Source organism: Mesorhizobium silamurunense, assembly GCF_014843825.1.
Lineage (GTDB): Bacteria > Pseudomonadota > Alphaproteobacteria > Rhizobiales > Rhizobiaceae > Mesorhizobium > Mesorhizobium silamurunense.
This window is the reverse complement of record NZ_JHQR01000114.1, coordinates 1-14,895: the sequence shown is the minus strand read 5'-3', so window position 1 is coordinate 14,895 and position 14,895 is coordinate 1. Positions and strand designations below refer to the sequence as shown.

Genomic DNA, 14,895 nt, shown 5'->3' with positions numbered 1-14,895 from the left:
AGGTGCGCTGCTGGCTGCTCCACCGCCCGCCGGCCGGCAGGCTGGCGCGGCCGATCGCGGCCTTCCGAGACGCACTGGCCGAGGCGCTGAAAGGCCCGATGCCCCTGATGTCGTGAGGCGGCGCTATCTCCCCGGGGGAGAAAGCGATTTCAACACTTTAGCGAAGCTAAGTGTTAGAAATCGCAAGAGAGGGTGCGCAGCGCCGACCTTCCCTTTGCTCAACTCAGGAGAGGGCAGGGAGGCGAGCCATGAATCCCAAAACTGCCGCTGCATTTTGACGAATACGGGCACCACGTCATAACCTTCGTCAAAATATGTTGACTAATTCGCTCTCCTTGGGACGCTCTCCCGCTTTCACCTTGCAGACCACCAATCCACGACTCATGTCTGTCACGGTGCCTTCAGGGAAAACATTGCAACTCGCGCCGTAACAAAAGGGCAGAATTCCTTCCACTTCGAGCTGCTTGCGGATTTGGCACAGGGCTTCGAAATAGTCGTCTTCTTCCGCCTCGATGACCTTGTTCCGATAACTGCAGGTGAGTCTGCACCTGGTTCCCACGTCATGCAGCATGAACACCGCTTGCTCCTTACCCCCGGTGCCTCCTCCGATCAGGAATACGGTGTATTGTTCATTCATTGTCATCCCCCAGGCCCTCGACCATCGTGGTTGTGACGTTTTACAAGTTCAGCTGGGGATTGTCAGTCCTGACTCAAGGCCGGCTCGTCACAGCCTTGACCCATCCCCCACCCACGCTATCTTCGCGCCATGCCAGACACCGCACCCTCTGCCGCCGCTCCGCTCATCGTCATCGACCTGCAGACCGGCATGTTCGACGGCCGTTTCGATCCGCCGATCCATGATGCCGATGCAATCGCCGTGCGCGCCCGCGCGCTGATCGACTGGGCGCGGAAATCCGGCCGCAAGGTGGCCTTCATCCGTCATGACGGGCCGGCGGGCGATCCGCTGGCGCCGGGCGCGTCCGGCTGGCCGGTGTGGCCGCTGCTCGGCCAGGCCGCAGACGAGCCGACCTTCGGCAAGACGGTCGGCAATGCGTTCTCCAACGCGGCCCTTGCCGAATGGGTGGCGGGGCAGGGCGCGGAGGACGTCGTGCTCATCGGCGCTCAGACGGATTTCTGCGTTGCCGCCACGGTGAAAGGCGCCTTTGCCGAAGGGCTTGGCGTCACCGTGGTTTCGGACGCCCATTCGACGCTGGATTCCCAGGAGGAGAAGGCGTCCGACATCATCGAGCGGCACAACCAGGCCTTTGCGGAGCAGGGCGCGCGGATGACGACGACGGCGGCGCTGGTTGGGGCCTGAGGGCTGAAAGGCCGCGATCCTTCGCGCCGGCATTCGCAGTTCGTGAAACGAACTTATCATCCCGCAAAGGAGACCCGTCTTGCCCAATCTTTCCCTGCCTGCCGAAGGAGGCTGCCGCTGCGGCCGCGTGCGCCTGAGGATCTCGGCAAAGCCTTTGCTCACCATGGCCTGCCACTGCACCGGCTGCCAACGGATGTCGTCCAGCGCCTATTCGTTGAGCGCCGCCATTCCCGCGGACGGCTTCGAGATCACCAAGGGCGAGCCGGTGATCGGCGGCCTGCACGGCGCCTCGAAACACTATTTCTGCGGCTACTGCATGACCTGGATGTTCACCCGGCCGGAAGGGCTTGACTGGTTCGTCAATTTGCGCCCGACCATGCTGGATGACCCCGCCTGGTTCACGCCCTTCGTCGAGACCTGGACCAGCGAGAAATTGCCCTGGGCGACCACGCCCGCCGCGCACAGCTATGCGGCCCTGCCGGCCTTCGAGGAATATGACGGGCTGGTCGCGGAATACGCCAGGTCCCAAGCCTGACACGCCAAGACAACCTGATCGGCCCAAACAAAACGGCGACCCGGGTCAGATCGCCGTTAAGTTCATGGTCGACGCGGCCGTTGGGGGCGACATTGTTGGGGATGTGCTTGGGCGTCCGCGTCGACCACGGCGGCCTCGTACCGCAGAATGCACTATCGCATATTTTTGGCGCGCGGAAACTTCCGCGATAGCGGAATAGGCAGGGGGCAAGGACTTCCCCACCGCCGCGTGAGATCATGGTTAACGGCGGCAGTTGCGAAGGTGACCAAGCGCGCAAATCTCCCCCTTGCGGGAAAGATCGGCGGCTTCGGCGAAAGACTTTCTATTTTCCGTCGCATTGACCTCGGCCTCCCGAACGGCAACGAATAACGCTCTCACTTCCAATGGATGCATCTTGCACCAGCCCCATTTCCTCAACGCAAAACTCACCGACGGCTCGCTGGCCGACCTGACCGTCTCCGACGGCCGCTTCAGCGCCATTACCCCTGCGGCCAACAATTCTGACAGCCCGCCGACCGGCGCCATCGACCTCGCCGGCCAACTGGTGCTGCCGGCCTTCGTCGAGGGCCACATCCATCTCGACACCTCCTTCTATGGCGATGCCTGGCGCCCGCATATGCCTTGCACCAACGGCTTCGACGTGCGCGAGCGGGTCGCCTTCCAGATGCAAAACCTTGAGCAGGCCGCGCCGATGGAAGAGCGCGCGAAAAACCAGCTCGAGCTTTGCGTTGGCAATGGCAGTCTGGCTATGCGCAGCCATGTCATGGTCGACGCCGCGGTCGGGCTGAAGCATGTCGAGACGATCCTTGCCGTGCGCGAAAAATACCGCGAGGCGATCGACATCCAGCTCGTCGCCTTCCCGCAGAGCGGCATTCTGTCCTCACCCGGCACGGCGGAGCTCCTGGACGAGGCTTTAAAACTCGGCTGCGGCCTGATCGGCGGGCTCGACCCGGCGAGCTTCGACCGCGACGTGAAGGGCCATCTCGACGTCGTCTTCGGCCTCGCCGAAAAGCGCGGCGTCGGCGTCGACATCCATCTGCATGACGGCGGCATGCTCGGCCTGTTCGAGATCGAGGAGATCGCCGCGCGGACCGCGGCGCTGGGCATGCAAGGAAAAGTCGCCATCAGCCACGCCTATGCGCTGGGCCATATTTCCGCCGACGCATTGGCCAGGGCCGGCGAGATGCTGGCCGCCTCCGGCGTTGCCGTCATGACCAACGCGCCGGGCAACGATCCCTTCCCGCCGGTGGCGGCATTGCGCAAGGCGGGCGTCACCGTCTTCGGCGGCTCCGACAACATCCGCGATTCCTGGTGGCCGTATGGCGATGGCGACATGTTGAACCGCGCCAACATGATCGGCTACCGCTCCGGCTTCTACGAGGACTGGGAACTGGAAGCGGCCTATGACGTAGTGAGCCGCGCCGGCGCGAAGGCGCTGGGCCTGGAGGGCTACGGCATCGCCGTCGGCGCCAAGGCCGATTTCGTCGCATTGAAGGCCGAGCACGCTCCGGAAGCGGTGGTGGCAGTGCCTAAGCAGCGCGCCGTGTATCGCCGAGGCAGGCTGGTCGGGAGGGACGGCAGGATGGCGGGCTGACGCCATCGCCACAGACATCGGGTTTTCGTGCAACAGCAAGTGCTTATTTGTTGCTTTGCTGCAACTGAACTCGCTCAAAAAGGTCTCGCGTTGAGGCTTTTGGTTATGCCGCGAAGTCCGCGTTGTGGTATTGATTTTGCATCGATCTATGCGGGGATCTTCCATGAAGCTGGCATTACTTTGTTCCGTTGCATTTCTCGCGGCATCCTCTCCGGTTCTGGCTGCGGATATCGTCCAGCCCATTGCGGCCATGCCTTTTTCGTGGACCGGCTTCTACATCGGCGGCCAGGCAGGCGGCGGATGGAACAATAGCCGCTGGTCGGGCGACTTCGTTCCCTTTAACACCAACGGCTCCGGCGGTATTTTCGGCGGACAGATCGGCTACAACTACCAGATCGACCAGTATGTCATCGGCATTGAAGGCGACCTTGCGGGCTCGACCGTAAAGGGCGACAACCAATGTTCGACCACCCCTGGTACGACTTGCGAGACCAAGCAGGACTATCTGGCGTCGGTGCGCGGACGTCTCGGATACGCGTTCGACCGCTTCCTGATCTATGGTGACGCCGGCGTCGCATTCACCAAGTATAAGATCGCCGAGGTCGACCTTTTTCCTCAGTCGTTTGGTGGTGGCTCACGCGTCGGCTGGACTGCTGGTCTCGGCGCCGAATACGCTTTCACCGACCATTGGACCGCCGGCGTCGAATGGAATTACTACGACTTCGGCACCAAAGCCGGTGAAAGCGACCAGCTGCCGGGCTTCTTCGTCGACAACCGAAACACGGAAAACGTCGTCGTCGGCAAGATCAACTACAAGTTCTGAGGGTGACCACAGGCAAGTCGTGACAGGCGGGCGACCGCGACGCGAGTTCTGCTGGTTTGTCTGACAGGCCCAGCCTGCGCGCCGCAACTGGGCTAGCCAGGGGGCCAAATCATGAAGAAAGAATATTTGAAACCGCACATGATCTATCGAGCCGGCACGCGATTGCCAAGGATGGCGCAATGATCGGGTGAGGGCCGGGCGGCGCCGAGAAAATTGGCTGCCGCCAGGCCTTCGCATGGATCGTTTCGCTGGCGCCGACGTTCCTTCCGATGAAACAGAGATCGGGAGGAATCCATGGCTGACCAGAGCAGGGAAGACCGCATCCGACAGCGAGCCTATGAGCTTTGGGAAAAGGAAGGAAAGCCCGAGGGCGCCGACTTGCGCTTTTGGGAACAGGCGATGGGCGAGATCGACGAAGAAGATCAAAGGCAGGATAGGTCGGGCAAACGCGCCGGCCAGGGCGGCGCATAGAGCAATTCCAGGAAAAGTGCGTAGCGGTTTTCCGTTCGGAATTGCGTAAAAAACAAATGCTTGGGAGCGGATCAGCGATTCTCTGAAAAGCTGATTCGCTCTAGCCCGGAGTGCCATGAATACGCGGCCCTGAAGTGGGCCCCGCAACGGCGGGTCGCGGTTTGCTAGCCCGTCCATGATGGTCGTGTGGCAATGGATGTTCGCGACACCATCGGTCGAACACTGGCCTGGGCCAGCGGATGGTTCGACTATGCCGCGAATCCGTGGTTTCTCTATCAGGCCGCCATCATCGTCACACTGTTCCTCGCGGCCAAGCTCGCGGCGCGGCGTATCGAGCCGCTCGCGGAGGACCAAGCGCGCCAGATCAAGGGCCATCCCGGACTGCTGAGGGTCGTGATAGCCCTGTTGCGGCGCACCGATTGGATCCTCTTCGCGCTCTTCCTGTTTGCAGCACTCAGCGTCTTGCGTGCCTTCACCTGGCCAAGCCGTACCCATCTCCTCCATATCGCGCTTTCGCTGTCGCTTGCATGGCTGGTGGCGTCGGTGCTGTCACGCATCATCCACAACCGCCTCGTCGCCCGGCTTCTCGGCTGGCTGATCTGGATCTATGCGGCGCTTGTCATCTTGGGCATCAGTGAGGAGACTGGAACCTTCCTCGACAGCCTCGCGATCTCGTTAGGCGCGATCCGTTTGTCGGCCCTCCTGCTGTTCAAGGCGCTACTGCTGCTGGTCGCCGCGGTCTGGTTTGCCGTGGTCATCGGCAACTATGTCGATGAGCGCGTCCGCATCTCCGAGGAACTGACGCCCTCGATTCGCGTCCTCGTCGGCAAGGTGGCAAAGATCGGCCTGGTCGTGGTTGCCGGCGTTGTCGCCCTTTCCGCCATCGGCATCGACCTCACGGCGCTAACGGTTTTCTCCGGAGCGATTGGCGTCGGTCTCGCCTTCGGGCTGCAAAAGGTCGTTTCGAACTTCGTCTCCGGCATCATCATCCTGCTCGACAAGTCGATCAAGCCGGGCGACACCATCTCGCTCGAAGGCACATTCGGCTGGATACGTGAATTGCGGGCGCGTTTCGTCTCGGTGGTGACGCGCGACGGCCGCGAGTATCTCATCCCGAACGAGGACTTCATAACCCAAAGGGTCATCAACTGGTCGTTCAGCGACAATCTCGTGCGGCTCGACGTGGACTTTGGAGTGTCCTACGACGCCGACCCCCATAAGGTCAGCGAACTGGCGATAGAGGCCGCGATCAGCGTCGGCCGGGTCGAAGCCGACCGCCGGCCGGTCTGCTGGCTGACGGGGTTCGGCGACTCCTCGCTCAACTTCGTCTTGCGCTTCTGGATACATGACCCCCAGCAGGGGCTGACCAATGTGCGCGGCAAGGTGCTGCTGGCGCTGTGGGACACGTTCAAGCAGAACGGCATAGGCATCCCCTATCCGCACCGCGAGGTCATCGTGAGGGAGGCTGGGCCGACCGGCCTGAAAAGCAATTGGGCGGCACGTTGAAACGGCGGCGGGATCGCCACAACTCCATTTAGTTAGTTTGCATGCATATGTTTCAGGCTATTCCGGCTTCGTGAAGCATTTCACCGTTTCCGCGCAATCGGCTGGTTACAGACGCATCGCAAAAGCGGCGCCCTGGTGAGCGGGCAGCACCGATCTTTCTGCCGCTGCTTTGTGGAGGTCCCAATGTTTAAGAGCCTTAGCCGCATCCGAGCCGCCTTTGCGCAGGCGAGCAAGCGCCGCAGGACGGCGCGCGAGCTGAACAGCCTGCCGCCGGAGATCCGCAAGGACATCGGCTGGCGGGAGGCAGATCAGATCGAAGAGATCCGTTTGCCGTTTTAAAGGGCCGAGGCAGGCGCGAGCTTCCGGCCGAAGGGCGCCGGCCGAGCGCGTCTGGCGGCTCGGCCATTGCCCATCGGCGGCTTTCTCAGCTTATTTCCGCAACGACCGTCCCGGACACCGGGTCCGTCACGCCGAGATCGCCGCCGAGGTCTTCAAGCATATCGCGGAACGTGTCGAGAATGCCGATCATCGTCGGGCGCGCCGCGGCGAGGCTGTCCATGTCGTTCCACTCGCCGACCATGCAGAATGTACGCTCGCCGGTCTTGATCAGGGCGCCCTTGCGAAAGCCCTTGGCCTTCAGCGACACCTTCTCATGCGCATCGACGAAGGCCTTCTCCTTGCCTGGCTTGGTGCGAAAGCGGACTACGTTGTAGGCGGTCATAGCTTCCTCCGATCGATTTGAGCAGCATTCTCCTTGCGGCTCTGCGGCGCCGCGTCGGGTTGATCAGCCGGCGGGCTTGTAGACGCCGGCGGCCTTGTTGGCGGCCGCGAGCACCGCCTTCATGTCGAGCTCTTCGAGGACGACCATGTCGCTCACCGAACCACTTGCCCGCACCGCAAGCGCCATGCCCATCCCTGCAACCTGATCCGGCACCTCACCATTGACGACGACATCATAGAGGCCACGCGTGAACATCAGGCTGCTCATCTTGCCGCCGACGCTTTCAAAAAGCGCCTTGATTGCAACTTCCCGGTTCGATCCCTGCATCAGCCCTTTGGCGGCATGGGGTTCGTAATTCGCCAATATGGTAACCTTCATGGGAACCTCCTCCAAATATCATTGCCTCGGCTGCTCAATGGCTTGAGCAGAACCGAGGTGCTTGTTGTTTCACTGACATTTGACCTGGTCGTGGACCGCCTGGGCAAGCATGGCCAACGGCGGTCCAGCCGGAGCATGGCTTCGGCTCGCGATAATATGCGCCTATTCTAATATGACGACAATCCTGCTGTGCGCCCGGTTCGCTTGGCCGTTCTTACGGGCCGTTGCGGGATGGCAATGGCCAAGCCCGCATTCCCTCGCGCTACCCCAGCCACCACCACAACCCGCCGATCACCAGCGCGATCAGCGCCGCCACGCCGGCGAGTATCGCGTAGGAACCTATGATCATGCCATTGATGATCTTCTTGATGCTGGCGCGGTCGTTGAGGTTGGGGAAGGGCTCGTTCGGAAGCGGAACGCCGAGGAAATCGCAGAGCGGCGCCCAGCCGTCGGTGACCTTGAAGACCAGGAGCCTCTCCGGTGACACCGCCGCTTTCACTTCGTCGATATAGGCGTTGTAGCGCGCCACCGCTTTGTCGCGGTCGTTCATCACGCCTTTCAGCGTGCGGCCCCAGACCAGCTTGCGCGACATGTCGCCGAACTTGCGGCCGAACGGCGTGAGCCATTCCAGCACCCTGAACTGCCAGACATTTTCGGTGAAGTAGATCGTGTCGATGGTGCTTTCGTACCAGGCCTCGGCGCCGCTCGGATGCAATGTCAGAAGCACCTTGGCGTCGGGGTAGGCCGCCATCAGCTCGCGCCACACGCAGCAGCCTGGATTGTCGACGGTCGCGCGGTAGTTGGCAAAGACCCGGCTCCAGTCGTGCTGCGTGCCCGCCGGGCTGTTCGCCACCTTGCGCCAGAAGTCGAGATGGCCCTTGTTGGCCTTGTTTATGATGACTTCCTGCATGTGGTAGCTCGGAAAGCCGAGTTTGTTCAGCGCGGCGAAAGTGGACCACGTGCCGGTGCGGCCGAATCCGGCCCCGATAAGCTCGAGTGTCATGCCGTCCCCCTTCGGTCGGATTGATTTTCTTCTTGGTAGGCCGGCCTAGGCTTGCATGCTGCGCCAATGTCACTTCCTGGGCAACATTTTTCCATTAGCATTGCCGAAAATATGTGGGCCAAATGTCGCCTGAACGATGCGCCATGACCGTTTTGTGTATTCACGCAAGCGGCGTGGCCTGATAATAGGTCAACTAAGCTGACCTAAATACGAAGCCATAAGTACAAAGCACTGCGGGAGGTGCGCCTTGACCCTGTTGAACCTTCTGGCCTCGCGCTCCTCGCGCATGAAGGCCTCGGAAATCCGCGAGCTGTTGAAGCTGCTCGACCAGCCCGACATCATCTCCTTTGCCGGCGGCATTCCGGACCCTTCGCTGTTTCCGGCCGAGGCCATCGGCGACGCCTACCAGGCCGTGCTTGGCGGCGCGGAGGCAGGCACTGCGCTGCAATACCAGGTCAGCGAAGGGTTCCTGCCGCTGCGCAAATGGCTGGCCGGCTATATGGGCAAGCTCGGCGTGGCCTGCGACGAGGGCAACATCTTCATCACCTCCGGCTCGCAGCAGGCGCTCGACTATCTCGGCAAGCTCTTTTTGTCTCCCGGCGACACCGCGCTGGTCACCTGGCCGACTTATCTCGGCGCGCTGCAGGCTTTCAACGCCTATGAGCCGCGCTACGACCGGCTCAACACGGCCGGAGGCAACATGACGCCGGAGGCCTATCGCGCGGCAGCCGCTGCTAATGGCGGCAAGGTGAAGTTCGCCTATCTGGTGCCGGATTTCGCCAACCCGACCGGCAACACGCTCGATGCCAGGCAGCGCGAGGCGGTGCTCGATCTCGCCGGCGAGCTCGACATCGCCGTCGTCGAGGACGCCGCCTACCGGGCGCTGCGCTACGACGGCGAGGCCGTGCCGCCGATTCTTTCGCTCGACTGCGCGCGCTCCGGCGGCATCGACAACGCCCGCACGCTCTATTGCGGCTCCTTTTCCAAGATCCTCTCGCCCGGCATGCGCGTCGGCTGGGTCTGCGCGCCGCGCCATGTGGTGGAGAAGCTGGTGCTGATGAAGCAGGCGTCCGACCTGCATAGCCCCTCGATCAACCAGATGGTCATGCACCGCGTCGCCGAAACCATCTTCGATGGCCAGGTGGAGAAGCTGATCGGCGCCTATCGCCGGCGCCGCGACGCGCTGATCGGCGCGCTGGAAGCCAGCATGCCGAAGGGCATCTCGTGGAGCCGGCCGGACGGCGGCATGTTCGTCTGGCTGACGCTGCCGGAAGGTAGTGACGCCACCGATCTCCTGGCGCGTTCGGTGCAGGAGGCGCGCGTCGCCTTCGTGCCGGGCAACGCCTTTTACGCCGACGGCACCGGCCGCAACACGCTGCGCATGTCCTTCACGCTTGCCGATGACCGCGCGGTGAACGAGGGCGTGCCGAGGCTGGCGAAGCTGCTGCGGGGGTAAGGCGCCGGCGCTGCCACCTTCGGCAGCGTAGGAGATTGGCGAAGGCCGGTGCGAAGCCCAATCTCCCCCCTTGGGGGAGATCAGCTCTTCCTTCGCCGGCTATCACCTCCCGCTCGCGCAGGCGTGATCGGTAGTGCGCAGGCGTGATTATCGGCGCGTCCGATTCTTCGGCTAGGGTCCCGGCCGATCCAACACCCCTGGATCGACCGGCCGCGAGGTCCCACCTTCACGGCCCGAACGAAAGAGCCCCGACGGCCTCCACCGGCGGGGCTTTTTCATGGGCCTTTCCCGCGCCGGCGGGCCGACGCGGTAAAGCGGGCCAAGCGGCGCTACTTGTTGCAGTTCTGCATATCGGAGGTCATGGCGCCGCTGGGGGTATTGTTGTCGGTGTCGTAGCCGCCGCTGTCCTTGCAGCGATCTTCCATGCCGTTCGTCTTGTTCGTGGAACTCGTCGTGGTGGTATCCGTCTGACTCGGCGTTGTACCTGTCACCGTTTCGCCAGCATTCATACCACCCGACACGCTGCCCGACGCATTCGCGCCACCGCTTGTGCCAGCCGATTGTGCCATCGCGGCCGAAGTCGCGAGCGCAAGGGTAGCATGCAAACTGCGAGGATTTTCTTCATCATGAGGAAATCTCCATCGGTTTGCATCGTTGATTAATTTGCCAACGGAGCATTCCAAGGGATGTTCCCGGCTTGAAAGAATTTGTGAAGGCCGCATCGCTGTGCCTTTTTGAGGCTTGGCGGGCGGATCGCATGGCGCTTGGCCCTTGTAGGGGAGGGCCGACAAGGTCAAATGTGTCGCCCGGGTTCGTGGGAGAGGATGGTATGGATGCATCGCCGCGCGTGACGCTGCTCATCGGCAGCGCCCCCGATGTCATGCGCTGCGCCGCCTGGCCGAAGCATGCCTTCGCCGGCATCGTTGCCATCAACAACGCCTGGCGCGTGCGCCCCGATTGGGACGCGCTGGTGCATGCTGGCGATTTCCCGGCCGATCGCATGCCGCAGCCTGGCCCGTCGCGGCAGATTTTCAGCGCCCCCGACTACGTGCCGGCGCAAAACGCTTTCGGCGGCTTCGTCTATGCCGGCGGCACCATGTCGATGACGGCGGCCTACTGGATCGTCCACAGCCGGCGCCCGGACATGCTCGCCTTCCTCGGCTGTGACATGATCTATGATCACCCCGGCAATAGCCATTTCTACGGCACTGGCCGGCCCGACCCGCTGCGCGACGACGTCACACTGCAGAGCCTGGAGGCCAAGTCCGCGCGCCTGCTCATCCATGCGCTGCGGCGCGGCACGCTCTGCGTCAACCTGTCGGACCTCTCGCGCAGCCGGCTGGTTTTTCCGAAACTTACCTTCGAGGAGGTTCGGGACCCGTCGCCGTCGCGCTTCGCCGCCATGCGGGCCGAATTGCGCGCCGGCATCGATATCGAGGCGGTGGAGGCGGCCGAGGCGCTGGAGCGCGAGTTCGGCTATTTCTACGAGGACGGGATGTACTGGAACCACCTCGACGAGATCGACGGGGCCAAGCTTGCCCACGTCGACCGGCTCTGGATGGCTGCCGTCGCGGATCTGGTGGCTCCGCCGCTGGAGGAATGCAACGCGGCGGAGTGAATCTCCCCTCGAGGCCCTCGAGGGAGAGATTGGCGGCCGCCGTCACGCAAAGTTGCTGGGTGCGGCGGGGCCTTTCGGCTAAACTCTGCGATCTTAGCCAGGAGGACGGCCATGATCCCACGTCTCAGCCTCATCGCGCTTGCCTTCGCCGCCTTCGCCACCCAGGCATCCGCCTTCGAAATCTCCAGCCCGTCGGTCTCCAACGGCAAATGGGCTGCAAAATATCTCGGCGACAAGGCCGGATGCGGCGGCAAGAGCGTCTCGATCGCGCTTGCCTGGAAGGACCCGCCGGCCGGCACCAAGAGCTACGCGCTCACCATGTTCGATCCCGACGCCAATGGCGGCAAAGGGTTTTGGCATTGGCTGGCCTGGAACATCCCGGCAAGCGCCAAGGGCCTGGCCGAAGGCGCCGGCTCCAAGGGCGGCAAGCGCTTGCCCAAGGGCACGGTATCCGGCGAGGGCGGCGTCGGCCGCGCCGGCTATTTCGGCCCATGCCCGCCGCCCGGCAGCGGCGCGCACCACTATGTCTTCACGCTCTATGCGCTCGGCGAGCCGAAGCTGCGCACGCCGGAAAATCCGTCGCCGGAGATGGTGTCGGTGGCCGCCAAAAGCTCAGCGCTCGGCGAGGCGACAGTGACGTATACCTACGGGAGGTAGCGGCGCCTCCCCCTTGTGGGGAGGTCGGACCGAAGGTCCGGGTGGGGTCGGCGCCGTACCCCCGCCCCGCTGCTTCGCAGCGACCCTCCCCACAAGGGGGAGGGTAAAGCTCATCACTCCGCCGCTTGCAGCTTATCCTGCGTCTTCGTCTCGAAGTCGCTGGCGTCGTGGCGTTCGCGGAGTTGGTAGGCCGGGTCGCCGGAAATGCGGTTGACCATGCGGCCGCGCTTGACAGCCGGCCTTGCATCGATCGCGTCGGCCCAGCGCTGCACGTGCTTGTACTCGTGCACCGAGAGGAACTGCGCGGCATCGTTGTAGTTGCGGCCCTTGGCGAGCCCGCCATACCAGGGCCAGACCGCCATGTCGGCGATGGTGTAGTCCGGGCCGGCAAGGTATTCGCTTTCCGCCAGCCGCCGGTCGAGCACGTCCATCTGCCTTTTGGTCTCCATGGCGAAGCGGTCTATGGCGTATTCGATCTTTTCCGGCGCATAGGCGTAGAAATGGCCAAAGCCGCCGCCGAGATAGGGCGCCGAGCCCATCTGCCAGAACAGCCACGAGAAGGTTTCCGCGCGAGCGGCACGCTCTGTCGGCAGGAATTCGCCGAACTTTTCCGCCAGATAAGTCAGGATCGAGCCGGATTCGAACACCCGCACCGGCTTCGGCTCGCTGCGGTCCATCAGCGCCGGTATCTTGGAGTTCGGGTTGACCTCGACGAAGCCTGAGCCGAACTGGTCGCCGTCATTGATGCGGATCAGCCACGCGTCGTATTCGGCGCCCTTGTGGCCGCGCGCCAGAAGCTCCTCCAGCATGATCGTGACCTTCTGTCCGTTGGGCGTGGCCAGCGAATAGAGCTGCAGCGGATGCTTGCCGACAGGCAGCTCCTTCTCATGCGTCGGGCCAGCGACCGGCCGGTTGATCGAGGCGAAGGCGCCGCCATTGGGCTTGTTCCAGGTCCAGACTTTCGGCGGGGTGTAATGGTTCATCTTGAAAGGCCTTGTTCTTGCGGGGCGGATGCGAGTTCGTTGGGGCAAGATTTAGGTGCGGTTGTGCGCGCGTCAAAGAAAAAAGTTCAAATTTCGTTGAACTAATGAATGGGCCAGCCTCTTTCCCTTCTCCAACGAGGGGAGGGCAAGGCGCGCCCTTGCACCGCGTCCCTTTGGCCATACTTATAGAAAAAGACTCGCAATTCAGGATCGACCGATGACCATCGAGAAAGTCTCGCGCTCCGTCGTGGCCGTTCGCGCAACGGTTCCGGACGACGCCTTCACCGCCAATGCGCTGGGCACGCGCCGCGAGGGCAGCGGCGTGGTGATCCGCGACAACGGGCTGGTGCTCACCATCGGCTATCTCATCACCGAGGCCGAGGAGGTATGGCTCACCGATCAGAACGGCCGCGTGGTCGCCGCGCATGCGCTGGCCTACGACCAGGAGACCGGCTTCGGCCTGGTGCAGGCGCTGTCGCCGCTCAACCTGCCAGCGGTAAAGTTCGGCAACGCCAGGAAGGCCAATATCGGCGACGCCGTGACGCTTGCCGACGGCATAGGCCAGCAGGTCGACGCGCATATCGTCACCAAGCAGGAATTCGCCGGCTATTGGGAATATCTGATCGACGAGGCGATCTTCACCGCGCCGGCGCACCCGTCCTGGGGTGGTGCTGCGCTGTTCGACCGCGACGGCAAGCTGCTCGGCGTCGGGTCGCTGCGCCTGCAAATGAGCCGCGCCGGCGAGATCGCCGACATCAACATGATCGTGCCGATCGACCTTCTGACGCCGATCCTCGACGACCTTGTGAAGCGCGGGCAGGTGGCCAAGCCTCCGCGCCCATGGCTCGGCGCCTTCTCGGCAGAGTCGAACGGCATGGTTGTGGTGATGAGCGTCGCCGAAGGCGGTCCGGCGGCGAAGGCTGGCCTGCGCCAGGGCGACATCATCTCCGACGTGCGCGACGGCGAGGTCGACGGTCTCGCCGACTTCTACCGCAAGCTCTGGGAGAACCCGGCCGGGGCGGAAATCCCGTTGCGCGTGGTGCGCGACGGCCGCGAGACCTGGCTCAGGGTAAAATCCGCCGACCGCAACTCCTTCCTCAAGAAGCCGCAGCTGCAGTAACGCCGCATGCATCCAAGGCTGCTGAAGACCTTTCTTGCGGTCGCGCGCACGCGCAACGTCACGCGCGCGGCGGCGGAGGTCAATCTCGCGCAGTCGAGCGTCAGCGACCAGATTCAGGCGCTGGAGGCCGAGCTTGGCGCCGGCCTGTTCACGCGCTCGCGGCAGGGGCTTGAACTGACGCCGGCCGGCGAGGCGCTGAAACCCTATGCCGAACAATTGCTGGCACTCGCCGACGATGCGCGGGCCGCCATCGATGTCACCAAGGCCGAGACGGCCGGCACGTTGTCGATCGGCGCGCTGGAGACGATTGCTTCCGTCAAGCTTGCCGGGTGGCTTGCCGATTTTCGCGCCGTCCATTCCGGCATCGACATAAAGCTGAAGATCGGTGGCAGCGGCGGGCTGCTCCGCATGCTGGGGGAGGGCGAGATCGACGTCGCCTTCTGCTTCGAGCGATCGGACGCCGGCGAGCCGGACAAGCGCTTTGCCAGGCGCGTCGTCGCGGCCGAGCCGCTGGTGCTGATCGCGCCGCCCGGCGAGAACCGGATGGATGTCGATCTGGCCGAGCTTGCCGAAAAGCGCTTCGTCGCCACCGAAACCGGATGCGTCTACCGCGCCATGGTCGACATGGCTTTCGCCGAGGCGGGCCTTGGCGGGCCGAAGCTCGCGGCCGAGGTCGGCAGCATCGACGCTATCGCGGGCCTGGTGGCGGCCG

18 protein-coding genes and 1 pseudogene are annotated in these 14,895 nt (G+C 63.3%); 13 read left to right on the top strand and 6 right to left on the bottom strand.

The features are described 5' to 3' along the window. Positions 1-116 (top strand): annotated as a pseudogene (locus DH10_RS36905) (LysR family transcriptional regulator); the annotation flags it as partial. Between the two features lie 191 nt (positions 117-307). Here the strand turns inward: DH10_RS36905 and DH10_RS13285 are convergent. After that, positions 308-637: a hypothetical protein gene (locus tag DH10_RS13285; protein ID WP_192247424.1), complete on the bottom strand. Its 330-nt coding sequence runs from the start codon at positions 635-637 to the stop codon at positions 308-310. 129 nt (positions 638-766) lie between these two features. Between DH10_RS13285 and DH10_RS13280 the strand changes: the two genes are divergently transcribed. From DH10_RS13280 to DH10_RS13250, 7 genes are all read left to right on the top strand, one after another. Beyond that, on the top strand, positions 767-1,318 hold the full coding sequence (locus tag DH10_RS13280; RefSeq protein WP_192247427.1) for an isochorismatase family protein: 552 nt from the start codon (positions 767-769) through the stop codon (positions 1,316-1,318). Positions 1,319-1,397: 79 nt separating this feature from the next. Then, positions 1,398-1,853: a GFA family protein gene (locus DH10_RS13275; protein WP_192247430.1), complete on the top strand. Its 456-nt coding sequence runs from the start codon at positions 1,398-1,400 to the stop codon at positions 1,851-1,853. A 394-nt stretch (positions 1,854-2,247) separates the two neighbouring features. Then, positions 2,248-3,447, top strand: a complete 1,200-nt coding sequence (locus DH10_RS13270) for an amidohydrolase family protein (protein ID WP_192384789.1) — start codon at positions 2,248-2,250, stop codon at positions 3,445-3,447. A gap of 124 nt (positions 3,448-3,571) precedes the next feature. Further along, complete coding sequence (locus DH10_RS13265; RefSeq protein WP_312891246.1) at positions 3,572-4,270, top strand: outer membrane protein; 699 nt, start codon at positions 3,572-3,574, stop codon at positions 4,268-4,270. Positions 4,271-4,564: 294 nt separating this feature from the next. Beyond that, on the top strand, positions 4,565-4,741 hold the full coding sequence (locus DH10_RS13260; protein WP_192247436.1) for a DUF2934 domain-containing protein: 177 nt from the start codon (positions 4,565-4,567) through the stop codon (positions 4,739-4,741). Between the two features lie 192 nt (positions 4,742-4,933). Then, positions 4,934-6,247 (top strand): mechanosensitive ion channel family protein, encoded by a 1,314-nt coding sequence (locus tag DH10_RS13255; protein WP_192247477.1) that lies wholly within the window; start codon positions 4,934-4,936, stop codon positions 6,245-6,247. A 183-nt stretch (positions 6,248-6,430) separates the two neighbouring features. Further along, on the top strand, positions 6,431-6,586 hold the full coding sequence (locus DH10_RS13250) for a DUF1127 domain-containing protein (RefSeq protein ID WP_192247439.1): 156 nt from the start codon (positions 6,431-6,433) through the stop codon (positions 6,584-6,586). Between the two features lie 85 nt (positions 6,587-6,671). On the opposite strand, the gene DH10_RS13245 is transcribed toward DH10_RS13250, so the two are convergent. From DH10_RS13245 to DH10_RS13235, 3 genes are all read right to left on the bottom strand, one after another. Next, a complete protein-coding gene (locus tag DH10_RS13245) occupies positions 6,672-6,968 on the bottom strand; it encodes a putative quinol monooxygenase (protein ID WP_192247441.1) in 297 nt (98 codons plus the stop codon). Positions 6,969-7,031: 63 nt separating this feature from the next. Then, entirely contained in the window at positions 7,032-7,346 is a 315-nt protein-coding gene (locus DH10_RS13240) for a GYD domain-containing protein (protein ID WP_192247444.1), read from the bottom strand. A gap of 262 nt (positions 7,347-7,608) precedes the next feature. After that, entirely contained in the window at positions 7,609-8,349 is a 741-nt protein-coding gene (locus DH10_RS13235) for a sulfotransferase family protein (protein WP_192247447.1), read from the bottom strand. Between the two features lie 286 nt (positions 8,350-8,635). On the opposite strand from DH10_RS13235, the gene DH10_RS13230 reads away from it, so the two are divergent. Then, positions 8,636-9,805, top strand: coding sequence for an aminotransferase-like domain-containing protein (locus tag DH10_RS13230; RefSeq protein ID WP_192247480.1), 1,170 nt, complete (start codon positions 8,636-8,638; stop codon positions 9,803-9,805). A 329-nt stretch (positions 9,806-10,134) separates the two neighbouring features. Here the strand turns inward: DH10_RS13230 and DH10_RS36900 are convergent, their stop codons facing one another. Next, on the bottom strand, positions 10,135-10,602 hold the full coding sequence (locus DH10_RS36900; protein ID WP_246506053.1) for a hypothetical protein: 468 nt from the start codon (positions 10,600-10,602) through the stop codon (positions 10,135-10,137). A gap of 32 nt (positions 10,603-10,634) precedes the next feature. On the opposite strand from DH10_RS36900, the gene DH10_RS13220 reads away from it, so the two are divergent. Further along, positions 10,635-11,423: a hypothetical protein gene (locus tag DH10_RS13220; RefSeq protein WP_192247450.1), complete on the top strand. Its 789-nt coding sequence runs from the start codon at positions 10,635-10,637 to the stop codon at positions 11,421-11,423. 111 nt (positions 11,424-11,534) lie between these two features. Beyond that, positions 11,535-12,080 (top strand): YbhB/YbcL family Raf kinase inhibitor-like protein, encoded by a 546-nt coding sequence (locus DH10_RS13215; protein ID WP_192247453.1) that lies wholly within the window; start codon positions 11,535-11,537, stop codon positions 12,078-12,080. Between the two features lie 113 nt (positions 12,081-12,193). Here DH10_RS13215 and yghU read toward each other — a convergent pair whose 3' ends face one another. Next, positions 12,194-13,063, bottom strand: coding sequence for a glutathione-dependent disulfide-bond oxidoreductase (gene yghU, locus DH10_RS13210; RefSeq protein WP_192247456.1), 870 nt, complete (start codon positions 13,061-13,063; stop codon positions 12,194-12,196). Positions 13,064-13,280: 217 nt separating this feature from the next. On the opposite strand from yghU, the gene DH10_RS13205 reads away from it, so the two are divergent. Both DH10_RS13205 and DH10_RS13200 read left to right on the top strand, forming a co-directional pair. Then, positions 13,281-14,183 (top strand): S1C family serine protease, encoded by a 903-nt coding sequence (locus DH10_RS13205; RefSeq protein WP_192247459.1) that lies wholly within the window; start codon positions 13,281-13,283, stop codon positions 14,181-14,183. Between the two features lie 6 nt (positions 14,184-14,189). After that, positions 14,190-14,895 (top strand): LysR family transcriptional regulator (locus tag DH10_RS13200; RefSeq protein WP_192384788.1); only part of this gene is annotated, 706 nt, incomplete at its 3' end.